This is a genomic window from Pigmentiphaga aceris, assembly GCF_008119665.1.
Taxonomy (GTDB): Bacteria; Pseudomonadota; Gammaproteobacteria; order Burkholderiales; family Burkholderiaceae_B; genus Pigmentiphaga; species Pigmentiphaga aceris.
The window spans coordinates 1519243-1541514 of sequence record NZ_CP043046.1; the positions used below are offsets into that span (position 1 = coordinate 1519243).

General features: G+C 62.0%; 21 protein-coding genes. 17 read left to right on the plus strand and 4 right to left on the minus strand.

Translation table 11 applies throughout. From position 1 onward, the window contains the following. Positions 1 to 49: 49 nt before the first annotated feature. The 11 genes from recR (at position 50) to FXN63_RS06425 (ending at position 10090) form a co-directional block, all read left to right on the plus strand. Positions 50 to 655: a recombination mediator RecR gene (gene recR, locus FXN63_RS06375; RefSeq protein WP_148813791.1), complete on the plus strand. Its 606-nt coding sequence runs from the start codon at positions 50 to 52 to the stop codon at positions 653 to 655. 270 nt (positions 656 to 925) lie between these two features. Next, on the plus strand, positions 926 to 1966 hold the full coding sequence (locus FXN63_RS06380; RefSeq protein ID WP_148813793.1) for an ABC transporter substrate-binding protein: 1041 nt from the start codon (positions 926 to 928) through the stop codon (positions 1964 to 1966). A 73-nt stretch (positions 1967 to 2039) separates the two neighbouring features. After that, the gene (locus tag FXN63_RS06385) at positions 2040 to 2879 is read left to right on the plus strand and encodes an ABC transporter ATP-binding protein (RefSeq protein ID WP_187395124.1); all 840 of its coding nucleotides are present in this window, start codon (positions 2040 to 2042) and stop codon (positions 2877 to 2879) included. Positions 2880 to 2905: 26 nt separating this feature from the next. Further along, positions 2906 to 3700: an ABC transporter permease gene (locus tag FXN63_RS06390; RefSeq protein ID WP_148813794.1), complete on the plus strand. Its 795-nt coding sequence runs from the start codon at positions 2906 to 2908 to the stop codon at positions 3698 to 3700. A gap of 292 nt (positions 3701 to 3992) precedes the next feature. After that, positions 3993 to 4670 (plus strand): RraA family protein, encoded by a 678-nt coding sequence (locus tag FXN63_RS06395; RefSeq protein ID WP_148813796.1) that lies wholly within the window; start codon positions 3993 to 3995, stop codon positions 4668 to 4670. Next, on the plus strand, positions 4670 to 5872 hold the full coding sequence (locus FXN63_RS06400) for a pyridoxal phosphate-dependent aminotransferase (protein ID WP_148813798.1): 1203 nt from the start codon (positions 4670 to 4672) through the stop codon (positions 5870 to 5872). The genes FXN63_RS06395 and FXN63_RS06400 overlap by 1 nt, the downstream gene beginning before the upstream one ends. Before the next feature lie 36 nt (positions 5873 to 5908). Continuing rightward, a complete protein-coding gene (locus tag FXN63_RS06405; RefSeq protein WP_148813801.1) occupies positions 5909 to 6730 on the plus strand; it encodes an ABC transporter substrate-binding protein in 822 nt (273 codons plus the stop codon). Between the two features lie 216 nt (positions 6731 to 6946). After that, positions 6947 to 7636, plus strand: coding sequence for an amino acid ABC transporter permease (locus FXN63_RS06410; protein WP_148813803.1), 690 nt, complete (start codon positions 6947 to 6949; stop codon positions 7634 to 7636). Beyond that, complete coding sequence (locus tag FXN63_RS06415; RefSeq protein ID WP_148813804.1) at positions 7629 to 8318, plus strand: amino acid ABC transporter permease; 690 nt, start codon at positions 7629 to 7631, stop codon at positions 8316 to 8318. Before FXN63_RS06410 ends, FXN63_RS06415 begins: the two co-directional genes overlap by 8 nt. 9 nt (positions 8319 to 8327) lie before the next feature. Next, complete coding sequence (locus tag FXN63_RS06420; RefSeq protein WP_148813806.1) at positions 8328 to 9056, plus strand: amino acid ABC transporter ATP-binding protein; 729 nt, start codon at positions 8328 to 8330, stop codon at positions 9054 to 9056. A 92-nt stretch (positions 9057 to 9148) separates the two neighbouring features. Next, on the plus strand, positions 9149 to 10090 hold the full coding sequence (locus FXN63_RS06425; protein WP_148819013.1) for a LysR family transcriptional regulator: 942 nt from the start codon (positions 9149 to 9151) through the stop codon (positions 10088 to 10090). 57 nt (positions 10091 to 10147) lie between these two features. Here FXN63_RS06425 and FXN63_RS06430 read toward each other — a convergent pair whose 3' ends face one another. Continuing rightward, positions 10148 to 11053 (minus strand): LysR family transcriptional regulator, encoded by a 906-nt coding sequence (locus FXN63_RS06430; protein WP_148813808.1) that lies wholly within the window; start codon positions 11051 to 11053, stop codon positions 10148 to 10150. 111 nt (positions 11054 to 11164) lie between these two features. Here FXN63_RS06430 and FXN63_RS06435 point away from each other — a divergent pair, with 111 nt between their 5' ends. Next, entirely contained in the window at positions 11165 to 12058 is an 894-nt protein-coding gene (locus tag FXN63_RS06435; protein ID WP_148813810.1) for an aldo/keto reductase family oxidoreductase, read from the plus strand. Between the two features lie 45 nt (positions 12059 to 12103). Here the strand turns inward: FXN63_RS06435 and FXN63_RS06440 are convergent, their stop codons facing one another. Then, positions 12104 to 12994 carry an alpha/beta hydrolase gene (locus FXN63_RS06440; RefSeq protein ID WP_148813812.1) on the minus strand — a complete coding sequence of 297 codons (891 nt, stop codon included), beginning with the start codon at positions 12992 to 12994 and terminating at the stop codon, positions 12104 to 12106. A 294-nt stretch (positions 12995 to 13288) separates the two neighbouring features. Between FXN63_RS06440 and FXN63_RS06445 the strand changes: the two genes are divergently transcribed. The 5 genes from FXN63_RS06445 (at position 13289) to FXN63_RS06465 (ending at position 19634) form a co-directional block, all read left to right on the plus strand. Continuing rightward, positions 13289 to 14065 carry an enoyl-CoA hydratase/isomerase family protein gene (locus tag FXN63_RS06445; protein WP_148813815.1) on the plus strand — a complete coding sequence of 259 codons (777 nt, stop codon included), beginning with the start codon at positions 13289 to 13291 and terminating at the stop codon, positions 14063 to 14065. Positions 14066 to 14227: 162 nt separating this feature from the next. Further along, positions 14228 to 15301 carry an ABC transporter substrate-binding protein gene (locus FXN63_RS06450; protein ID WP_187395125.1) on the plus strand — a complete coding sequence of 358 codons (1074 nt, stop codon included), beginning with the start codon at positions 14228 to 14230 and terminating at the stop codon, positions 15299 to 15301. A gap of 12 nt (positions 15302 to 15313) precedes the next feature. Beyond that, a complete protein-coding gene (locus tag FXN63_RS06455) occupies positions 15314 to 16354 on the plus strand; it encodes an ABC transporter ATP-binding protein (protein WP_148813817.1) in 1041 nt (346 codons plus the stop codon). 6 nt (positions 16355 to 16360) lie between these two features. Continuing rightward, positions 16361 to 18091 carry an ABC transporter permease subunit gene (locus FXN63_RS06460; RefSeq protein ID WP_148813819.1) on the plus strand — a complete coding sequence of 577 codons (1731 nt, stop codon included), beginning with the start codon at positions 16361 to 16363 and terminating at the stop codon, positions 18089 to 18091. Beyond that, complete coding sequence (locus tag FXN63_RS06465) at positions 18084 to 19634, plus strand: AMP-binding protein (protein WP_148813821.1); 1551 nt, start codon at positions 18084 to 18086, stop codon at positions 19632 to 19634. Before FXN63_RS06460 ends, FXN63_RS06465 begins: the two co-directional genes overlap by 8 nt. 93 nt (positions 19635 to 19727) lie before the next feature. Here the strand turns inward: FXN63_RS06465 and FXN63_RS06470 are convergent, their stop codons facing one another. Both FXN63_RS06470 and dbpA read right to left on the minus strand, forming a co-directional pair. Further along, the gene (locus tag FXN63_RS06470) at positions 19728 to 20570 is read right to left on the minus strand and encodes an IclR family transcriptional regulator (protein WP_148813823.1); all 843 of its coding nucleotides are present in this window, start codon (positions 20568 to 20570) and stop codon (positions 19728 to 19730) included. 182 nt (positions 20571 to 20752) lie between these two features. Further along, a complete protein-coding gene (gene dbpA / locus FXN63_RS06475; RefSeq protein WP_148813825.1) occupies positions 20753 to 22141 on the minus strand; it encodes an ATP-dependent RNA helicase DbpA in 1389 nt (462 codons plus the stop codon). Positions 22142 to 22272 lie beyond the last annotated feature (131 nt).

Sequence of the window (22272 nt, forward strand, 5' to 3'; positions counted from 1 at the left end):
GTTCTCGAAAACAGGTTTCCATGATGTCTGCGCCCAAGCGCGTGCCCCAATGAGCGACCGGAACGCACCTGTTCCGCTGGCTGCCCTGGTCGATGCCTTGCGTCGCCTGCCGGGCGTGGGCGCGCGTTCTGCGCAGCGCATGGCGTATCACCTGTTGCAGCACGATCCGCAGGGCGCACGCATGCTGGGTCAGTCGTTGACCAATGCGGTCGAAAAACTGCGCCACTGCGCGAAATGCAATACGTTTACCGAGGTCGAGATCTGCGAGGTCTGCCTCAACCCCCGGCGCGACGCCACGCAGCTTTGCGTGGTGGAAACGCCGGCGGACCAGAACATGATCGAAGCCAGCCACAGTTACCAGGGGCTGTACTTCGTGTTGATGGGTCGCCTGTCGCCACTTGAAGGTGTGGGCCCCCGCGACATCCGTTTCGACCGCTTGCTGGAACGTGCCACCGATGGGGTGGTGAACGAGGTCATCCTCGCCACCAACTTCACCACCGAAGGCGAAACCACCGCGCATTACCTGACTGAATTGATGCGTGCGCGTGGCTTGCGTGTCACCCGCCTTGCGCGTGGTGTGCCGGTCGGCAGCGAACTGGAATATGTCGATGCCGGCACCATTGCCTGGGCCTTGATGGACCGCCGCGCGCCTTGAGCGCATTGTCATCACACCAGGTGATGCAGCAACAGGCTGGAAAGTTCGGTCTGCCCAAGCGCTCCGCAATGTGCCAATCTGCAAGTGTCAATCTCTGCTTATCGCCCAAAGTGCCATATTGCGGTTTTTGTGGTGCTGATTCGGGATCATCCTCATGCGTTACCTTGAGGCAAACCGATATCATCGTGCGGCGATAGACGCGCTGGAAAAAGAGGGTGCACCGCTTGTGCCCCGGCCGGCGTCGCTGCTTTCCATCGCCGGAGACCCTCGATGACCTTCACCCGACGCGACATCATCAAGCTGGCCGGCACGGCCGCTGCCCTCCAACTGTTCCCGGCATTCGTGCACGCCCAGGGCCTCGAAAAGAAAAAGGTCAGCATTGCGGTTGGCGGCAAGAACCTCTTCTATTACTTGCCGCTGACGATCGCAGAACAGCGCGGTTATTTCAAAGATGAAGGTCTGGACGTCGAAATCTCGGACTTCGCCGGTGGCTCGCGCGCCTTGCAGGCCGTGGTCGGCGGTAGCGCCGACGTGTGCTCGGGCGCGTTCGAACACACCATCAGCCTGCAGAACAAGGGCCAGGCCTTCCGCGCCTTCGCCCTGCAAGGCCGTGCGCCGCAGATCGTGATGGCGGTGTCCACCAAGACTTTCGCCAACTACAAGACGCCGGCCGACCTGAAAGGCAAAAAGATCGGCGTGACGGCACCGGGCTCGTCGACCAACATGATGGTCAACTTCTTCCTGGCCAAGCACGGCCTGAAGGCGTCCGATGTGTCGATCATCGGCGTGGGCGCTGCCGCTGGCGCGGTTGCCGCCATGCGTTCGGGCCAGATCGATGCGATCTCCAACCTTGACCCGGTCATCACCACGCTGGAACGTGCTGGCGATATCCGCATCATCTCGGACACCCGCAGCCTGAAGGACACGGAAACCATCTTCGGTGGCCCGATGCCCGCCGCGTGCCTGTACGCGGCGCAAGCCTTCCTGGACAAGAACCCGAACACGGCGCAAGCCCTGGCCAACGCCATCGTGCGCGCCAACAAGTGGCTGCAAACGGCCGGCCCCTCGGAAATCGTGAAAAACGTGCCGGAATCCTTCCTGCTGGGTGACCGCGCGCTGTACATCGATTCCTTCCAGAAGGGCAAGGAAGCGATCTCGCCGGACGGCGTGGTCCCGGAAGCTGGTGCGGCAACCGCACTGCGCGCCCTGGCTGCCTACGACACGGCCATCGACGCCAAGAAGATCGACTTGTCGCGCATCTACACGAACGAGTTCGTGAAGAAGGCGAACCAGAAATACCCGAACGGCTAAGTTCGTCACTGCGCCGCGGCGTGTGTCCAGTGGGCACACGCCGCGGCTTTTTTCATGATTACAGGAGTCGGGTTTGTCGACCGTATCATCCGCCACCCCCGCGTCCGCACCCGCGCTTCGCTTTGAAAACCTGACCTGCACCTTCGTGTCGCGTGAAGACCGCTCGCAGCGCTACACCGCTGTGAGGGACACCACCATGTCGGTGGAAGCAGGCGAGTTCGTCTCCGTCGTCGGCCCCACGGGCTGCGGCAAATCCACCTTGCTGAACATCGCTGCCGGCCTGTTGCAACCCTCGTCGGGCAGCATCAGTGTGTTCGGCAAACCGCTGGAAGGCATCAACACGCGCGCGGGCTACATGTTCCAGGGCGATGCATTGCTGCCCTGGCGCAATGCGCTGGACAACGTGGTTGCAGGACTGGAATTCGCGGGCGTGGGCCGCAGCGAAGCCGTCGAGCGCGGTGAAGAATGGCTGCGTCGGGTTGGTCTGGGTGGCTTCGGCGACCGCTTCCCGCACCAGATGTCGGGCGGCATGCGCAAGCGCACCATGCTGGCACAGACGCTGATCCGCGACCCGGACATCATCCTGATGGACGAACCGTTCTCGGCGCTTGATATCCAGACGCGTCAGCTGATGGAAAACGAAGTGCTGGAATTGTGGATGGCCAAGCGCAAGGCCGTGCTGTTCATCACGCACGATCTGGATGAAGCCATTGCCATGAGCGACCGGGTCATCGTGCTGTCAGCAGGCCCGGGCACCCACCCGATCGGTGAATTCGCGATCGACCTGCCGCGCCCGCGCGACGTGTCGGAAGTGCGCATGCACCCCCGTTTCGTCGAGCTGCACGCCGCCATCTGGGGCGTGTTGCGCGAAGAAGTTCTCAAGGGCTATGCCCAGCAAAAGTTGGTCGCGTAAGCGCCATACCAAAGGGCATCAGCATTATGTGGAATCTCATCAAACCCAGTCACAAGACCCTGCGCCTGTGGCAGTTGGCGGTACTGGTCGTCATCCTGGCCGTCTGGCACGGCATCACACGTGACCCGGCGGTTGCGTTCTTCTTCGGTGAACCGATCAAGGTCTTCCTGCGCGTGTGGCAGTGGTTCGTCACCGACGCCGACATCTATACCCACCTGGGCATCACGCTGCTGGAAACCATGCTGGCGTTTGCCATCGGCACGATTGCCGGTCTGGGCTTCGGCCTGTGGCTCGCGCTGTCGACCATGGCGGGTGCCATCCTGGACCCGTACATCAAGGCCATGAACTCGATGCCACGGGTGATCCTGGCGCCGATCTTCGCGCTGTGGTTCGGCCTGGGCATCTGGTCCAAGGTGGCACTGGCCGTCACGCTGGTGTTCTTCATCGTGTTCTTCAACGTCTACCAAGGCGTGAAGGAAGTCAGCCCGGTGGTCCTGGCCAACGCCCGCATGCTGGGTGCCAATGGTCGTCAGCTGCTGCGTCAGGTCTACCTGCCGTCGGCCACCAGCTGGGTGTTCTCCAGCCTGCATACGTCGGTCGGTCTGGCCTTCGTGGGCGCGGTGGTGGGTGAATACCTGGGCAGCGCACGCGGGGTCGGTTATCTGATTCTGCAGGCCGAAGGCACCTTCGACGTGAACACCGTGTTTGCCGGCATCATCGTGCTGACGGCGTGCGCGCTGTTCCTGGATCTGATGGTGGGCGTGGTCGAAAAGCGCCTGATGAAGTGGCAACCAAAGTCGGGTGAAACCGAGCGCCTGTAAGCGCACGGTACGAACGTGCTGCGCCGTCGATCCGGTCACGCAGCACGAACCAGTTGTTGTCACACGCAATAAAAGCGTACCAAACGGCCTTGGGGTTATCCCGAGGCCGTTTTCATTTCCGCGTCAGTCATGGGAAGTCGAAAGGTCGTCACCTTCCCGCCCAGCGCCAGACGTGACGTTTTGTAATCCAGTCACGAATAAAATTCGTACATCAGGCCGAATTAATATCGTTTTGCGCTGAAACCACACGGCTTTTAAATGGGCGTTCGTTCACCAACCGAGCCTCATTCAGATGAATCCCATCGGCTACCGCATGCTTGAGCGGTCCTCCTCGCCCGTGACCAGTGATGTTCTGCAGCAATTTGCCACCGTCGGCACCGCGCAGATCAGCGATTGCATGCAGCGCCTGTACGGCGCAGACGGTCTGCGACCGATGCATGGCGGCACGGGCCGGATGGTTGGCCTGGCAGTGACCGTGAAGGTACGCCCGGGCGACAACCTGATGATCCACAAGGCGATCGAGATGGCTGGCCCCGGCGACATCATCGTGGTCGATGGCAGCGGCGACACCACCAACGCGCTGGTCGGCGAACTGATGATGATGGCTGCCCACGAGCGCGGCATTCTCGGTTTTGTGATCGACGGCGCGATCCGCGATCTGGACGTGTTCGCCCAAGGCGAATTCGGCTGCTTCGCACGCGGCGTGTCGCACAAGGGTCCGTACAAGGATGGCCCGGGCGAAATCAACGTGCCGGTGTCGATCGGTGGCCAGGTCATCTGCGCAGGCGACGTGATCGTCGGTGACGCCGATGGCGTGGTGGGCATTCCTGCTGCGCATGCCGCAGACATCCTGGTGCTGGCGCTGAAGAAAGAGAACGCCGAACTGGTTTCCAAAGAAAAAATCCTGGCCGGCACGTACCAAAAGCCCTGGCTTGAAAAAACCATTGCTGAAAAGACCGGAGCAGCCTGATGTCCTTCATTTCCGAAAAAATCCGTCGCATCAAGCTGTCGCCCAGCGTGGCCGCGCGCGCCATCATCGCTGAACTGCGTGAGCAAGGCCGTCGTGTCATCGACCTGACCATCGGCGAGCCCGATTTCTCGACCCCCAAGCACATCTGCGACGCGGCCAAGGCTGCGATGGACCGAGGCGAAACCAAGTACCCCGCCGCCCAGGGCACCCCGGCGCTGCGCAAGGCTGCCCGCGTGCGCCTGTTGCTGGACACCGGTGTGGACTACCCGGTCGGCCAGATCATCGTCAGCACTGGTGCCAAGCAAGTGTTGTTCAACGGCCTGGCTGCCACGCTGAACGACGGCGACGAAGTGATCATTCCCGCGCCGTTCTGGGTGTCGTACCCCGACATGGTGCTGGTCAACGGCGGCGTGCCGGTGCCGGTCACCACCACGCCGGCCACCGGCTACAAGCTGACCCCGGAAGCCCTGGAAGCCGCGATCACCCCGCGCACCAAGTGGCTGATGATGAACGCCCCCAGCAATCCCACCGGTGCCGTCTATGGCAAGGAAGAATGGGAAGCGCTGGCTGCGGTGCTGCGTCGCCACCCGCACGTCTGGTTGATGACCGACGACATCTACGCGCGTCTGGGCTTCCTCGACACCGCCGCTGTGCATCCGCTGCAAGTCGCGCCCGATCTGGCGCCGCGCACCCTGGTGGTCAATGGTGTGTCGAAGGCCTACGCGATGACGGGCTGGCGCATCGGTTATGGTGCAGGCCCGGATGAACTGATCAAGGCCATGGCCATCCTGCAATCGCAAAGCACCTCGGGTGCCTCGTCGATCAGCCAGGCCGCCGCGCTGGAAGCGCTGTCCGGCCCGCAGGATTGCGTGGTCGAATTCGCCAAGATCTTCCGTGCACGCCGTGACGTCGCCGTGGCCGAACTGTCGAAGACGCCGGGCCTGACGGTAGTCGTGCCGGAAGGCGCGTTCTACGTCTTCCCCGACTGCAATGCACTGCTGGGCAAGAAGACGCCCGACGGCAAGGTGATCGCCACCGACAACGATCTGACAAATTACTTCCTGCGCGATGCAGGTGTGGCCGTGATCGACGGTCATGCCTACGGCGCGCCGGGCACGTTCCGCCTGTCGTTCGCGGCATCGGAAGACGACATTCGGGCTGGTTGCGCAGGCATCCGGGCCGCTTGCGAAAAGCTGAGCTAAGACCAATCCCCCCCTTAGATCCACCGAGGAGCACACATGAAACTGACCAACATCGCATACGGCCTGCTGGCCCTGACGCTCGCAAGCGCCGCCACTGTGGCGAAAGCCGACCAATTGGACGACGTGAAGAAGAAGGGCGAACTGGTGTGCGGCACCCTCGGCACCTCGCAGCCCTTCAGCTTCCAGGACCCGGCCACCCGTGAACTGGTGGGCTACGACATCGACATGTGCACCCTGGTTGCCAAGAAGATTGGCGTGAAGATCCAGTTCAAGCAGATCTCGGTCGCCGCGCGTATCCCTGAGCTGAACGAAAGCCGCGTCGACATTCTGGCCGCGAACCTGGGTTACTCGCCTGATCGCGCCGAGCAGATCTCGTTCAGCCACGCCTACTACGTCAGCCCGCAGAAGCTGCTGGTTCGCGCTGATTCGCCCTACCAGACCATCGACTCGCTGGACGGCCAGCGCATCGGTGCGACCAAGGGTTCCAGCTCGGAGCGCCAGATCAAGGAACGCTTCACCAAGTCGCAAGTGATCGGCTACGCCGACAGCCCGGCCGCTTACCTCGCCCTGCAGCAAAAGAAGGTCGAGGCGCAATTCGCGTCCGAGCTGATCATGGCCCGCCTGGTCATGCAATCGCCCCCGAGCTCGCCGGTTCGCATGATCGAACAGCCGGTGTTCAACGAGGCCTGGGGCCTGGGCGTACGCAAGTCTGAAGGTCAATTCCTGCGTCAGGTGAACCGCGCGCTGGAAGAAGCCGAAGCAACCGGTGAAGCCAAGAAGATCTTCGAGAAGTGGTTCGGTCCCAACACCGAATACAAGATCAATCGTTCGTTCACCATTGGCCGTATCGTTGGCTGATTGAACGTCTGATCGAAGCTTCGATCTTTCGTGTGTCCCGGCCGTGCTATTGAGCGGCCGGCAGGCAACGGGCTGGCCTATCGACTGAACGGCTGGCCCGTTGCCATGTGCGCCGCTGCCTCGGGGCGGCGTGCACACCGCTTCACGGCGCCATGTTCCATGGCGTTCCGCCCGTCATTCGTCGCCGCTGGCGACTTCCACGAGAAAACCCGCCACATGAGCTTTCTCACTAACGCCCAATTGCTCTCGATGCTCGAAGGCATGCTGACCACGGTTCAGCTGTTCGCGATCTGTTGGGTGATGGCCTTCATGCTTGCCGTGGTGCTGGTGGTAATTCGCACCATCGACTTCGCGCCTTGCCGCTGGTTCGTCGACGCCTACGTCGAGTTCCATCGCAACGTGCCCTTGCTGGTGCTGGTGCTGTTCTGGTATTTCGGCATGCCCGAGTTGCTGCCCGAATCCTTCCGCACCTGGCTCTACGCCCACAATGCCGAAATGTCGCTGGCTGCCATCGCCTTGTCGCTTGGCTCGGCCGCCTACATCTCTGAGGACATCCGCAGCGGGCTGCGCGCCATCCCGGCTACGCAGTTCGAAGCGTCGCGTGCCCTGGGTTCCAGCTTCCTGCAGACCATGCGTTTCGTGATTGTGCCGCAGGCCATCCGCACCTCGATTCCGCCGCTGGTCAGCCGCGCGCTGCTGCTGTTCAAGAACACCTCGGTGGCCATGGCCATCGGCGTGGTGGAACTGACCTACCGCGCTCGCGAGATCGAAAGCGAGACCTACCGCACCTACGCCACCTTCGGCGCAGCGACCATCATGTACCTGCTTGGCTCGTTCCTGATCATGTTTGTCGGGTCCCGTCTCTACAAGCGTTATCGCATCAACACGGGAGCCGGCCATGCTTGAGATCCTGCAGGACTTCTGGCTCCAGCTGCTGATCGGCCAGTACCCCAAGGGGCCGCTCGGCGGCGTGGTGATGACGCTGATCCTGGCGGTGTGCGGCATGCTCGCATCGCTGCCCTTGGCCGTGCTGCTGGCCATCGCCCGCGTCAGTCCCTATCGCTGGGTGGCCCGCAGCGCAGCGGTCTTCGTCAACTGCGTGCGCGGCATGCCGCTGCTGATGCTGATCTTCTGGTCCTACTTCGTGTTGCCCAAGCTGACTGGCTTTTCGCTGAGCGGCTTCTGGACCTTGCTGATCGCGCTCGTAGTCTATGAAAGCGCCTACATGTCCGAGGTGGTGCGTTCTGGCATCGAAGCCTTGCCGCGTGGCCAGATCGAGGCCTCGCGCTCGCTGGGCGTGGGCTACTGGACCACCATGCGCAAGGTGGTACTGCCGCAGGCCTTGTTCAACGTCTTGCCCAGCATGACCAGCCAATTCGTCTCCACCATCAAGGAGACCTCGCTCGGTTACGTGATCAGCGTGAACGAACTGACTTTCGCAGCCAACCAGGTCAACAACATGTTGCTGACCAAGCCGCTCGAAGTGTTCGGCTTGCTGGCCCTGATTTATTTCATCGTGTGTTTCAGCATGAGCCGCGCGCTGCGCTCGCTGGAATGGCGGGTGCGCCGTGCGCGCGCCATGGTTTGAGGATTCGTCATGATCAAGCTCCAGCAAGTCAATAAATGGTACGGCGAGCACCACGTGCTCAAGGAAGTGGACCTGGACGTCGCACGCGGTGAAGTGGTGGTGGTGTGCGGGCCGTCGGGCTCGGGCAAGTCCACCCTGATCCGCACGATCAACCGTCTGGAACCGATCGGCAAGGGCAAGATTCTGGTCGATGGCGAAGACGTGCATGCCAAGGGCACGAACATCAATCGCCTGCGCCAGAAGATCGGCTTCGTGTTCCAGCAGTTCAACCTGTTCCCGCACATGAGCGTGCTGGACAACGTGATGTATGCGCCGATCAACATCCTGAAGCAGCCGCGCGCGGAAGCCACCGAGCTTGCCCGCAGCCTGCTTGAGCGCGTTGGCCTGGCCGACAAGGTCAAGGCCTTCCCGGGCAATCTGTCGGGTGGTCAGCAACAGCGCGTGGCGATTGCCCGCGCGTTGGCGCTCAAGCCGCCGGTCATGTTGTTCGACGAACCCACCAGCGCACTCGACCCGGAAATGGTCGGCGAAGTCTTGCAGGTGATGAAGTCGCTGGCACGTGACGGCATGACCATGGTCTGCGTCACCCACGAAATGGGCTTTGCCCGCGAAGTGTGTGACCGCGTGATCTTCATGGACGGTGGTGTGATCCTGGAAAGCGCCACGCCCGAGGAGTTCTTCAGTGCACCGAAGACCCCGCGTGCGCAGCGCTTCCTGGCCGACGTGATCGGCCACTGAGCCTGATCGTGCATTGAGTCTGCTTGGGGTAATCGGCATGTGCGCAAGGGGGTGTTATGGTTGACCGTCGTCACCCGGTGCCCACTGCGCGCATGTACACCCTCAAGCAACTCGAAGCGTTCTACTGGAGCGCCACCCTTGGCAGCTTCAACGCATCGTCGAACCGGCTGCACACCACGCAGTCGGCCATCGCCAAGCGTGTAGGCGAACTCGAATCGTTTGCCGGCATGCCGCTGTTCGAGCGGCAGGCGCGCCGTCTGCTGCTGACGCAGCAAGGGCACAAGTTGCTGGTCATGGCGCGCGAAATGCTGGAACTGAACCAGCGCATCGTGCAGAGCATTGGCGACCCTTCCTCGCTGGAAGGCGTCGTTCGGCTGGGCGTGACCGAGCTGGTCGGCCTGACCTGGCTGGCCACCTTGATCGACGAGATCAGCCGCCGTTATCCCAATGTGCAATTGATGCCCGAGATCGATGGCGGGCTGACGCTGTACGAACGCTTGCAACGCGACGAACTGGACTTGGCGTTCATGCCCGGGCCGTTCTGGAGCTACGAATACGACAGCACGCCGCTGGGTTCGGTGCGCAACGTGTGGATGGCCAGCCCCGACATCGACATTGAATCCGGACGGGAGCTGACACCGCATGACCTGGCACCGTATCCGGTGATCTCACAGCCGCCGAATTCGGCCTTGTCGCACATTTACGATGCCTGGTTTGCCGAGCAAGGCATGTCGGTCAAGCGGGTGTTCACCTGCAATAACCTGGGTGTGACAGCGCAACTGACAGCGCTGGGCATGGGCATCAGTTATCTGCCCGATGCGTACTTTTCGCCGGTGGTGGCGCGCGGTGTATTGCGGCGGCTGGACGTGAAGCCGGATCTTCCGCCCATCCATTACTACTCGGTCTGCAAGAAGAGTTTCGTCACGCCCTTGCTGTCCACACTGGTGGATGTGGCGTGCGAAGTGGCGCGTTTCGATATTCCGGGTGGGACGTCGAGACGGCAGGGGGGTACGCCGTCGGAAGCGTCTCCGTGATGGGCGCGGGCGGTCGTTAGAAGATCGCTTGAACGTATTCTTTGGACCTGCCTCGCATCATTCCTTGGTCCGCATCGCATTCGCAAAATCAACGAACGCCCGCAGCGGTGCCGGCAGGTGCCGACGCCCCGAGTAGTACAGGAAAGGACCGGAGAAGCCCGGCCACCAGTCGCTCAGCACGGGTTCCAATTCGCCACGATCGAAGTAGGGCTGCAACCAATCTTCAAACAGGAAGATGATGCCGTTGCCAGCCACCGCTGCCGCCACCGCGAGTTCGATGGCAGCGCCGATTTCTACAACCAGCGGCCCCTTCGCATCCACGGTTACCGTTTCGCCATCGCGCTCGAATTGCCACGGAGGAGCCGCACCGCTTGCGTGCCGAATGCGCAGGCAACTGTGGTCAAGCAGGTCACGCGGGTGGGCAGGGCGACCGCGCTGGTTCAGGTAGGCGGGCGCTGCGGCCGTCGCAAAACGCTGCCATCTTGGCCCGATGGGCACGGCGATCATGTCCTGTTCCAGCCGTTCCTCGTAGCGGATGCCGGCGTCGCAGTTTTCTGCCACCAGATCCACAAAACGATCCTGCGCGATCACTTCCACGCAGATGTCCGGGTAGGCCGCCAGGAAAGGCGGCACGATGCGCGGCAAGATGGTGTGCGCCACATTCACCGGCACGTTTAGACGCAGACGGCCTGCCGGGCGATCCCGAAAACCGTTGACCACATCCAGTGCCGATTCCACCTCGGACAGTGCCGGACGCAAACGCTCCAGCAGACGTGCACCCGCATCGGTGGGGGCCACGTTGCGGGTAGTCCGGTGCAGCAGCCGCACCCCTAACTGGGTTTCCAGACGGCGCAGCGCTTCGCTCAGCCGTGACGCGCTGGTACCAGTTGCCCGGGCCGCACCGCGAAAGCCGCCTTCGCGCACCACGGCGACAAACGCCGCCAGATCTTCAAGGTTTGCCATTCAAGATTTACCATTGTGCTGAATTCAGTACGCCTCGTGCTGATTGCACCGGATAGTCGGCCAATCGTACACGCCTTAGTCTGGCAATTCACCTTGATTCAGGACGCCGACATGACCTCCACCACCTCCAACATCACTTCCACTGGCACCTTCCAATTGGGCGATCGCACCGTCAATCGCATGGGCTACGGTGCCATGCAGCTTGCCGGGCCTGGCGTGTTCGGCCCGCCGAAAGACCGCGCCGCAGCACTGGCGGTACTGCGGGCGGCGGTGGACGCAGGCGTCAACCACTTGGACACCAGCGATTTCTATGGTCCCCACATCACCAATCAGCTGATTCGTGAAGCGCTGCACCCGTACCGAGATGATCTGGTCATCGTCACTAAAGTGGGCGCCAAGCGCGGGGCCAACGGCTCCTGGGACTCGGCATTCACCCCTGCCGAACTGGAACGCGCAGTGCATGACAACCTGCGCAATCTGGGCTTGGACGTGTTGGACGTGGTGAACCTGCGTGTGATGTTCGATGTTCACGGACCGGCCGAAGGGTCCATCGAAGCGCAGGTTGCGGCTTTGGCGAAGCTGAAGCAGAAGGGCTTGGTGCGGCACGTTGGGTTGAGCAATGTCACCCGCACGCAGATTGCCGAGGGGCGCGCCATTACCGACATTGCCTGCGTGCAAAATCAGTACAACCTGGTGCACCGTGGGGATGACGCACTGATCGATGAATTGGCAGCGGCAGGCACCGCCTACGTGCCATTTTTCCCGCTGGGTGGTTTCAGCCCGCTGCAATCTTCAACACTGGATGACGTAGCCAAACAGCTTGGTGCTACGTCCATGCAGACTGCGCTTGTCTGGTTGCTGCATCGCTCGCCGAACATCTTGCTGATCCCGGGCACCTCGTCGGTGAAGCACCTTGAACAGAACCTGGCCAGTGCCAGCCTGCGTTTGCCTGCGGATGCGCTGGCGGTGCTGGATGGCTTGGACAAGCACGCCGAGTCTTATTGATATCTGCAGTGGTGCAGGCCAAGCTGCTCCCGCATCACCAACGCCTTATCGCGTAGCCGGTGCAGTCATCGCCTGCGAGCCCGACGCCTGCTCGACATACGCCACCACCCGATCCAGCACCGGAGCCCGGAACCGCAACGGACGCGCAAAACTGCCGATCATCATCGCGTGACCGATACCGTCGAAAGTATCGGTCTGCACCGGCACCCCCACTGCGCGCAGCTTTTCGGCCAACTGGCGGGTATTGCGCACCGGGTCCACAGTCTTGTCGTCGCCGCCCGCCAACAGCAGTGCCGGTACACGTGCTTCACCCACGTGATTGATGGGCTGGGAGTCCGGTGGCGTGTTCGGTGCCAGGAAAGCAGGCTTGATGTCTTCGCCGGTGATCGGCGTGAAGTCATAAGGTCCGGCCAAGCCGATCCAACCGCGCAGCATCGCCGGTTTTTCGCCGTAGGTCGCCAGCCAGCGTGGGTCCATCGCCACCATGGCCGCGTTGTAGCCACCCGCGCTGTGCCCCATCACGAATAACTCGTCTCGATTGCCGCCGTGTTCAGCAATGTGCGCCCGTGTCCAGGCCAGTGCACGTGCCGAGTCGTCCAGGAAACCGGAGTAGGTCACCTGAGGTGACAGGCGGTAGTCCACCACCACGGTGGTGATGCCGCGCGCCGCCAGCGCTTCGCCCACGAACAGGTAGTCGTCGCGGTCACCGCTGGTCCAGTTGCCACCGTAGAAAAACACCACCACTGGGGCGTTCTGTGTACCCGTGGGCCGGTAGATATCCAGCCGCTGTCGCGGGTCGGTGCCGTAGGCAATGTCCTGGTCGCGGCTGAAATGACTGCTGGGCGTCAGGGCGTTCAGCGTACCCAGCGGCGAGCAGGCCGCCAGCGCGGTCAACGCAGGGACAGCAACCATCAGCATCTTCAACACACGTTTCATCTCGACTTCCTTCAGCTAGGGGGAAGGCCCGCGCGTACTGCCATCTGGCCGACAAGTCCCGACAAACAGTTCTACGCAGGCCACGCTCGCTTGGTTGCATCAAACGCATCGATTCCATCGAGAAGCCTGATTCGCCCGATGCATCGCGGGTTTGGCTCGCAAGCCTCGTGCCGACGCTTGAGTTCCTCCCTTCGTCGTGACGAATTCCGGTCGTGTAGTTGCCGATTGCCGATCTACAAAAGTGGCGTTATATTGTTCTGCAACAAGAGTTATTTCTATGAGATAGGAGACGGCATGACGCAGTTCATCGAAATCGAGACCCACGGCCAGACCGGACTGCTTCGGCTGAACCGTCCCGAGAAGCTCAACGCCTGGCACAAGCCCATGCGCGACGAGATCATCGCGACGCTGAAAAGCTTCGATGCGAACGAGTCGATTCGCGCAATCATCATGACCGGGGCAGGGGACCGCGCCTTCTGCGCAGGCCAGGACTTGGCCGAGGCGCATGGCTTTGACGTGACTGCGTCGGAAGCGTGGATGCACGAGTGGGAGGACTACTACGACACCATTCGCAGCCTGAGCAAGCCGCTGATCATGGCCTTGAACGGCACGGCCGCAGGCTCGGCTTTCCAGGTCGCGCTGCTGGGCGACATCCGCGTCGGCCACCCGGGCGTGCGCATGGGCCAGCCGGAAATCAATTCCGGCATCGCCAGCGTGACCGGCCCGTGGATCATGCAATCGATGATCGGTATGTCACGCACCATCGAACTGACGCTGACCGGGCGCATGATGGAAGCCGAGGAATGCCATCGCATCGGCCTGATCCATCACTTGGTTCCCGCCGACCAGGTCCTGCCCCGCGCGATGGAAGTTGCCGCCTTGCTGGCGAGCAAGCCGCCCGTTGCTATGCGTCTGGACAAGGCCCGTTTCCGTGAAATGACCCAGCCCGGTTTCGAAGAAGCCATCCGCGCTGGCATTCGCATCCAGGGCGAGTCCTACGCCACCGGTGAGCCGCAACGCATGATGGAAGAATTCTTCCGCGTGCGCGGGCATTCGGTGCCGAAGGGCTGAAGCCGTCTTGGCAGATCAGGCACGGCGCAAAGACCAATCCTGCAAGACCGGGCACACCGCAACGCGGCCGTGCCCGATGACCACAAGGCCGAACATACGGCCGCCGCAAGACAAAGGCTTCCCCCAAGCGTTGCACGCCCCCGAAAAAAGCGAGGAGACACCATGAGCCAAAAGACCAACCAAGCCATCAATACAACCCGCCGCCGCATCCTGCAAGCATCCGCAGGTGCCGGTGCCGCGTTGATGTTGCCCGCAGGCGTGCACGCCCAGGCCAAGCGCCTGATCGTGTCCGATCCGGGCGGCCCGTACACCGACGCCTATCGCAAAGCCTTTTACGATCCGTTCTTCAAAGAAACCGGCACCGTGGTGGTCAACGTCGCGCGTGAATCGCAGCCGGTATCGCTGTTCACCGCCATGGTCCAGACCAAGAACTACATCTGGGACGCGACCATCCTGACCCTGTCCAGCGACATCCCGATTCTGGAATCGCGTGGCCTGCTGGAACCCATCGGCCTGAAGGCTGACGAATTCCCCGGCATCATGCCCGAAGCTATCCGCCCCGACTGGCTGGGGGTGGACGTGTACGCCACCACCATGGCCTACCGCACCGACAAGTTCGGCGCCAATGGCCCCAAGACCTGGGCCGACTTCTGGGACGTGCAGAAATTCCCGGGCCGCCGCAGCCTGCGCCGCAACGCGCTCGACACGCTGGAACAGGCCCTGATGGCCGACGGTGTGCCCGCCGACAAGCTCTACCCGATGGACCTGGACCGCGCCTTCAAGAGCCTCGACAAGATCAAGGCCCACATCTCGGTGTGGTGGACCAGTGGCGCGCAATCCACGCAACTGATCCAGTCTGGTGAAGTGGACATGATCTCGACCTGGAACGGCCGCAGCCAAAGCGCCATCGACGGCGGCGCACCGGTTGCCATCAACTGGAACCAGGGCCTGTATTCCATCGAAGGCTGGGGCATCCCGAAGGGCACGCCGCGCGCCGACATCGCCAAGCAGTTCGTGCGCTTCTGCGGCGACGCCAAGCGCCAGGCCATGTTCACCGACCTGCTGGCCTACGGCCCGACCAACCTGAAGGCCTACGACAGCATCGCACCGGCACGTGCGGCCTTGCTGCCGACTGCCGCGCCCAACATCGCCGGCATGGTGCTGCCCAGCCCGCAATGGTGGAACGACAACCGTACCAAGGCGACCGAGCGTTTCAATGCCTGGTTGCTGGGCTGAGTCGAGGTAAGCATGCATCCAAAGCTGTCCACCCGAGGTCTTGCCAAACGCTACGGCGCGGTCAATGCGCTCTTGCCGACCGATCTCGACGTCCTGCCGGGCGAATTGCTGACCCTGCTCGGACCTTCCGGTTCGGGCAAGACGACCCTGCTGCAAATGCTGGCAGGGCTTGTCGAGCCGACCGGTGGACAGCTGTTCATCGACGGCAAAGACGCTACCGACCTGCCCGCAGGCGAACGCGGCATCGGCATGGTGTTCCAAAGCTACGCGCTGTTCCCGCATATGACGGTGGCCGAAAACGTCGGCTACCCCTTGCGCATGCGGCGGCGCAAGCCTGCAGAAATCGATGCTGATGTTGCCAGCGCGCTGGCCATGGTGAAGATGGACGCCTTCGGCGCGCGTTATCCGCGCGAGCTGTCGGGCGGGCAGCAGCAGCGCATTGCGCTGGCGCGCTGCTTTGTCTATCGCCCCGGCATCATCTTGCTGGACGAACCGCTGGGTGCGCTGGACAAGAATCTGCGTGAACACATGCAGGGCGAAATTCGCAGCCTGCATCGTGAACTGGGTGCCACCTTCATCTACGTCACGCACGATCAGGACGAAGCGCTGAGCCTGTCCGACCGCGTGTGCCTGATGAACGATGCGCGTATCGAACAGATCGGTTCGCCGCGTGACTTGTACGACCGCCCCGTATCGCGCTTTGCCGCCAACTTCATTGGTCAATCCAACCTGCTGGATGGCCGTGTCGATGCCGGTGGTTTTGTGTGGCGGGACCGCAAGCTGGCTGTAGCGGATGCGGGTGCAAACAGCTTGCCCAAGGCCAGCCTGATGGTGCGGCCTGAAGTGGTGCAAGTGGTGCCGGCAGAGCAGGGCATATTGCAAGGCACCGTGCGCGAATTGGTGTTCCAGGGTTCGGATATCAAGCTGATCGCAAGCTTGCCCGGTGGCGAAGAATTCAGTGCGCGTGTGTCGTGCAAGACGCCGCATCCGCAAGTCGGTGAAGCCGTCGGCCTGTCCTGGGACCCGCAGCACGCCGTTGTGTTGTCGAGGTAAGCGGCCATGCGCACGCGATCCCTCTGGCATACCTGCCGGCCCTGGCTGCCCGGCATTCCCGCGATCCTGTTCCTGATCGTGTTCTTCATCGTCCCGGTGCTGGAAATCCTGGTCAACTCGTTCAGCAGTTCGGACGGCACCTGGGGTTTTGCGCAATACGTGCGCATCGGCCAGCAAACCGCTTACCTGCGGGTGCTGGGCGTCACCTTGATGATCTCGGCGCTGACGGCACTGCTGGCGGTGGCGCTCGCCTATCCGTTTGCCTACCTGCTTAGCCAGATCACCGCCAAGCAGCGCGCGCGCTGGTTGATCTGGCTGCTGATCCCGTTCTGGACCAGCTATCTGGTCAAGACCTTTGCATGGATTCTGCTGCTGTCGCGTACCGGCGTGCTGCGTTCGCTGGCCGATGCCTTCGGCGCGGGTGAAATGACCGCCTCGCTGATCCCGTCGCTGACGGGCGTGTTGGTCGGCATGGTCCACGCGATGGTGCCCCTGGCCGTGATGAGCATGCTGCCCATCATGCAAGGCATCGACGCGCAGTTGTCCCGCGCTGCCCACACCCTGGGCGCGGGCCGTCGCACCGCGTTCTTCACCATCTTCATGCCCTTGTCGATGTCGGGTGCGGCCGCTGCCGGGCTGCTGGTGTTCATCACCAGCCTGGGCTTCTTCATCGTGCCTGCGCTGTTGGGCACCCCGCGTGAAACCATGGTCGGTCAGCTGGTCATCTCGGTGATTCTGGAACTGTTCGACATGCCGTTTGCGGGCGCACTGTCGGTGCTGCTGCTGGCGGTGACCATCGTCGTCTTCATCGCCTACGACCGCTGGGTGGGTTTGTCGTCAATGAGTGGCGATGCACCCGCAGGGCGGGGCGGCAGTCGGCGCATGCAAGCCTTCTGGGGCACGCTGGGTCGCTGGGCAGATCAGGTATTCCCTGCGCCCAAGCGCGGCACCGTCGCACGTCGTTCCTGGACCTTGCACTTGTACGGCGCGCTGGTGGCCTTGTTCCTGATGCTGCCGGTACTGACCGTGGTGCCGATCTCGTTCACCAGTTCCAACTTCCTGGCCTTCCCGCCGCAAGGCTTCAGCCTGCGCTGGTACGAAACCTTCATGACCTCGCCCGCGTGGCAATCGGCCTTCATTCGTTCGGTGCTGGTGGCAACGTCCACCGCATTGATCGCAGTTGCCTTGGGCCTGGGTGCCGCGCTGATGCTGGTGAAGATGCGCGGAAAGATTGGCAACGCGCTGTTCTCGTTCTTCGTCGCCCCGCTGATCCTGCCGCGCATCGTGATTGCCGTGGGCTTGTTCTACCTGTTTGCCCGCATGGGCCTGACGGGTACCGATGCGGGTCTGATTCTGGGCCACACCGTGCTGGCCATTCCCTATGTCGTCGTAACGATGGCAGCCGCCTTGAAGCGCTACGACTGGCGACTGGACGACGCAGCCAAGATTTTGGGTGCCAGCGCATCGGCCCGCATGCGCACGGTCATGTTGCCGATCCTGCTGCCCTCGATGGCGTCCGCCTTCCTGTTCGCTTTCCTGACTTCGTTCGACGAACTGACGATTGCGATCTTCGTCAGCGGCGGCCTGAAGACCACGCTGCCCAAGCAGATGTGGGACGACATGCTGCTTCAGGTCAACCCCACGCTGGCGGCGGTATCCACCACGCTGCTGGCCATCATCACTCTTATTATTTTCGCGATGGCCATGCTGCGACGCGAACGAAAAAATCATGCATGACTACACGCGTTATTTCCCCGTCCGCGGTGACGACGATCAGCTCGACGTACAAGGCATTCTGCATGCCGGTTTGAATGCCACGCCCGATCGCATGGTGCTGGCTTTCGACGCAGAGGAATGGACAGTGTCACGCCTGCGCCGTCATGTCGCGCTCAGCCAGGCCTGGCTGGCTACGCAAGGCATGGTGCCGGGCGACCGCGTGGCCGTGATGCTGAAAAACCATCCGGCCCATGTCGCCCTGATCTATGCCCTGATTCTGTCCGGCATGGTCTGGGTGCCCGTCAACACGCGCCTGAAGTCAGCAGGCCTGCAATACCTGATCGACCACGCCAAGCCGTCCTTAGTCGTGGTGGAACCCGAGTTCGATGAACAGGTGACGCAAGCCGGGGCCACGCATCCGTTCAAGTTGGTGCATGCCGAGTTGGTCGAATCGGAAGTGGAGGGCGCAGCCATTGTGCGTGCCCCTTGCGTGCCCAGCGACCTGCTGTGCTTGATCTATACCTCTGGCACCACCGGCGCGCCCAAGGGCGTGCGCTTCACGCATCGCATGCTGCGCATCGCCAGCGAAGCCGCCTTGATCGCGGCGGATGCCCACGATGGCGACCGCCTGTTCCTGTGGGAACCGCTGTGCCATATCGGCGGCGCGCAGATGCTGATGGCCCCGTTCCTGGCCAAGGTATCTTTGCACGTCGTGCCCGCGTTTTCGCTCAGCCGCTTCTGGCAGCAGATCGAAACCTCTGGCGCGACTCACCTGCATTACCTGGGTGGCGTGCTGGAACTGCTGATGCGCCAGCCGGAAACCATTCCGGCCAAGCACAGCATTCGCGTGGCCTGGGGCGCAGGGCTGAACAAGCTGACCTGGAAACAGGCCCAAGACACCCTCGGCATGGGACTGCGCGAATGCTACGGCATGACCGAATGTTCCAGCTTTGGCTGCTTCAATCAGAACGGCAAACCGGGGTCGATGGGGCGTGTGCTGCCCTGGATGACGCTGGAACTGCTGGATGAAAACGGCAAACCAGTGGGCGTGGGCGAGCATGGCGAGATCGTGCTGGCTACCGATGTAGAAGGCGCTTTCCTGGCCGGTTATCTGGACAACCCGGAAGCCACCGCCAGTACCTTGCGCGATGGCCGCCTGTACACCGGCGACATTGCGTGGCGCGATGCCGATGGCGACCTGTTCTTCGTGGGCCGTCGCACCGACAGCATGCGGGTGCGGGGCGAGAACGTATCCGCCTGGGAAATCGAACGGGTGTTTGCACAGCACCCGGATGTCAGCTCGGTGGCGGCGGTGGGCGTGAAAAGCGATATCGGCGAACAGGAAGTGCTGCTGTATGTGCAGTGCGAAGATAGCTCGCCGGAAAACCTCGCGCGCTTGGCACCGACCTTGTCCGCGTGGGCTTCGAACCGCTTGGCCAGTTATCAGCTGCCGCGCTACTACCGACTGGTCGAACGCTTCGACCTGACCCCCAGCGAACGCATCCGCAAACACTTGCTGCCGCGTGAGTTGGACGGGGCGTGGGATCGCTCGGTTCGGGGTTGAACGTCAGCGCTTGATCGTAAGTAGAAAAAAAGGGGGACCGCAAATAATTGCGATCCCCCATTTTGTTTGATCTATGGTCTGTAGCGACCTTGTCTACCTTCGCCCGGAAATCGCCCCGGCCGCCGTGATCACCAAGTCCGACAAGTGCTTTTCATCTTCCGCACGCCAACGCGGCTTGGTCACCGCCACGTTGATGCCACCCAGTGGGCGTCCTTCCGCATCCACAATCGCCGCCGCCACCGAGATATCGCCCATGTAGTATTCCTCGGCCGTTATCGCATACCCCGCATCGCGGATGCGAGCCAGCCGCGCGTGAATGGCCGCGCGATCGTTCACCGTGTTCGGCGTGTGGGCAATCAGCTGCGTGTCGTCCAAGATGGCATCGACCTGCTCAGTGGGCATCTGCGCCAGCATCGCCAGGCCGGGCGAGGTGCAATAAGCAGGCAGACGATTGCCCACGATCACCGTCGGGTTCAGCACGTTGCGGCTGACGATACGCAGCACGTACACAATGTCCGGGCCGTCCAGCACCGTGATGTTCGTGGTCTCCTCCGTCTCGCGGCTTAGCTGCTGCAAGTAGGGCGTGGCGCGATACACCAAGTCGTTCGACGCCACGTAGTTGTACGTGAAATCAAACAGTTTCACGCCCAGCGAATACGTCTTGCTGGACTCATCTTTCTGCAAGTAGCCCAGCGTCACCAAGGTGTAGGTGAAACGCTGCGCCGTGCTCACGTCCATGCCGGTCTGCGCCGCCACTTGCGACAGCGTCAGACGCTTGCGGGTGCCATCGAATGCGGACAGTACCCGCATCGCCTTTTCCACCGAATTGACGAACAGCGACGAGCGCTCCGGCGCATTGGCGTCCGGTGCGGTTTTCGCGGCGGATTGCGACGGAATGGTAGGCGAGCGGTGCGGAGCGGGTGACTTGTTGGACATGGAATCTGCTGGCCTGCGCCAAGCAGTTGGTGCGGAAGGGACCCGGCAATCTTACCGTGCCCCACCGGCACCCGCCGCCGGGAAAAACCTGGATGAGTCGTTCTGAATCGTGCGTTTGAAGGCGGTGGATTTCACAGCGGTTTAATGCCGCATCAGAGCAATATCACCGCGTTCACAGCACCTTAATTCTGCTGCATGAAGCGCGCCTTGAAGCGCTTGCCCTTGATGTTGGTCTTCAACAGCTTTTCCAGCGTGGCGTCCGCAATTTCCTGCTTCAGCGCGACGAAGGTCACGAACTCGGTGATGTTGATCTTGCCCACTTGGTCCATCGTCAGGCCGATGTCCTTGGTCAGCGCACCCAGGAAGTCGCCCGGACGCAGCTTGTCCTTCTTGCCGCCATGCACGCACACCGTCACCATCGGCGGGCGCAGCATGTCGCCAGGCGCGGGCTTCAGCTTCTCAATGTCACGCCATTGCAGCGGGCTGCCAATAAAGGTCTCGATCAGGTTGGCAAAGTGAACTTCTTCCGGCGAAGCCAGGTTCAGCGCCAAGCCTTTTTCACCACTGCGACCGGTACGGCCGATACGGTGAACGTAGATTTCCTTGTCGCGCGTGACTTCCACGTTGATCACCGCGTCCAGGTTCGGAATATCCAACCCACGTGCGGCCACGTCAGTAGCCACCAGAATCGAACAGCTGCGATTGGCGAACATCACCAGCACGTCGTCACGATCGCGTTGTTCCAGATCGCCATGCAGAGCCAGCGCGCTGAAACCCTGGCGCACCAAGTCGTCAACCAGTTCGCGGCACTGCGCCTTGGTATTGCAGAACGCAATCGCCGACTCCGGGCGGAAATGCTTCAGCAGCTTCACCACGGCTTCGGTGCGCTCGTCTTCGTCGATCTCGTAGAAATACTGCTCGATCTGCGCCGACTGGTGGATCGATTCCACCTTGATCTCTTCCGCGTTGCGCATCAAGCGCCCGCTGATCTTCTTGATGTCGTCGGGGAAGGTCGCCGAGAACAGCAGCGTCTGGCGACGCGGCGGGCACAGCGCCACGATCTGCGAAATCTGGTCGATGAAGCCCATGTCGACCATGCGGTCGGCCTCGTCCAGCACCAGCGTGCGCAGTTCGTGCAGTTCCAGGCTGCCGCGATCCAGGTGATCGAAGATCCGGCCCGGCGTGCCCACAATCACGTGCGCGCCATACAGCAGCGATTCCACCTGCGGGCGCATCGGCGCGCCGCCCGACAAATTAAGAATCTTCAGATTCGGGATCGAACGCGCCAGCTTGCGCACTTCCTGCGACACCTGGTCAGCCAGTTCGCGCGTCGGGCACAAGACCAGTGCCTGCACCTTGAAGCTCGTCACATCAAGGTTCTGCAACAGGCCAATACCAAAGGCCGCAGTCTTGCCGCTACCCGTCTTCGCCTGGGCGATCAGATCGCGACCATTCAGAATGGTCGGCAGGCTCTGCGCCTGGATCGCGGTCATGTTGTGGTAGCCAAGCGTGTCCAGCGTCGCGAGCATCGCGGGGGACAAGGGCAAGCTGGAGAAGGCGCTGGTGGTCACGGCAGGCAGTCAAAAAGGGGCAACCGGGTAGTTTACCAGTTAGGTGATGACAGGGCGTGCGGGACTGTGCGCGGGGCGGTGGGTATTGATATGGTTGTGCATACCTTGATGATTCGAATCTGCCTCGTATA

Coding starts and splice junctions, on each gene's coding strand:
- recR (WP_148813791.1), top strand. CDS start 50: ATGAGCGACCGGAACGCACCTGTTCCGCTGGCTGCCCTGGTCGATGCC.
- FXN63_RS06450 (WP_187395125.1), top strand. CDS start 14,228: ATGAGCCAAAAGACCAACCAAGCCATCAATACAACCCGCCGCCGCATC.
- FXN63_RS06455 (WP_148813817.1), top strand. CDS start 15,314: ATGCATCCAAAGCTGTCCACCCGAGGTCTTGCCAAACGCTACGGCGCG.
- FXN63_RS06435 (WP_148813810.1), top strand. CDS start 11,165: ATGACCTCCACCACCTCCAACATCACTTCCACTGGCACCTTCCAATTG.
- FXN63_RS06470 (WP_148813823.1), bottom strand. CDS start 20,570: ATGTCCAACAAGTCACCCGCTCCGCACCGCTCGCCTACCATTCCGTCG.
- FXN63_RS06460 (WP_148813819.1), top strand. CDS start 16,361: ATGCGCACGCGATCCCTCTGGCATACCTGCCGGCCCTGGCTGCCCGGC.
- FXN63_RS06440 (WP_148813812.1), bottom strand. CDS start 12,994: ATGAAACGTGTGTTGAAGATGCTGATGGTTGCTGTCCCTGCGTTGACC.
- FXN63_RS06395 (WP_148813796.1), top strand. CDS start 3,993: ATGAATCCCATCGGCTACCGCATGCTTGAGCGGTCCTCCTCGCCCGTG.
- FXN63_RS06400 (WP_148813798.1), top strand. CDS start 4,670: ATGTCCTTCATTTCCGAAAAAATCCGTCGCATCAAGCTGTCGCCCAGC.
- FXN63_RS06465 (WP_148813821.1), top strand. CDS start 18,084: ATGCATGACTACACGCGTTATTTCCCCGTCCGCGGTGACGACGATCAG.
- FXN63_RS06445 (WP_148813815.1), top strand. CDS start 13,289: ATGACGCAGTTCATCGAAATCGAGACCCACGGCCAGACCGGACTGCTT.
- FXN63_RS06390 (WP_148813794.1), top strand. CDS start 2,906: ATGTGGAATCTCATCAAACCCAGTCACAAGACCCTGCGCCTGTGGCAG.
- FXN63_RS06420 (WP_148813806.1), top strand. CDS start 8,328: ATGATCAAGCTCCAGCAAGTCAATAAATGGTACGGCGAGCACCACGTG.
- FXN63_RS06380 (WP_148813793.1), top strand. CDS start 926: ATGACCTTCACCCGACGCGACATCATCAAGCTGGCCGGCACGGCCGCT.
- FXN63_RS06415 (WP_148813804.1), top strand. CDS start 7,629: ATGCTTGAGATCCTGCAGGACTTCTGGCTCCAGCTGCTGATCGGCCAG.
- FXN63_RS06410 (WP_148813803.1), top strand. CDS start 6,947: ATGAGCTTTCTCACTAACGCCCAATTGCTCTCGATGCTCGAAGGCATG.
- FXN63_RS06430 (WP_148813808.1), bottom strand. CDS start 11,053: ATGGCAAACCTTGAAGATCTGGCGGCGTTTGTCGCCGTGGTGCGCGAA.
- FXN63_RS06425 (WP_148819013.1), top strand. CDS start 9,149: ATGTACACCCTCAAGCAACTCGAAGCGTTCTACTGGAGCGCCACCCTT.
- FXN63_RS06405 (WP_148813801.1), top strand. CDS start 5,909: ATGAAACTGACCAACATCGCATACGGCCTGCTGGCCCTGACGCTCGCA.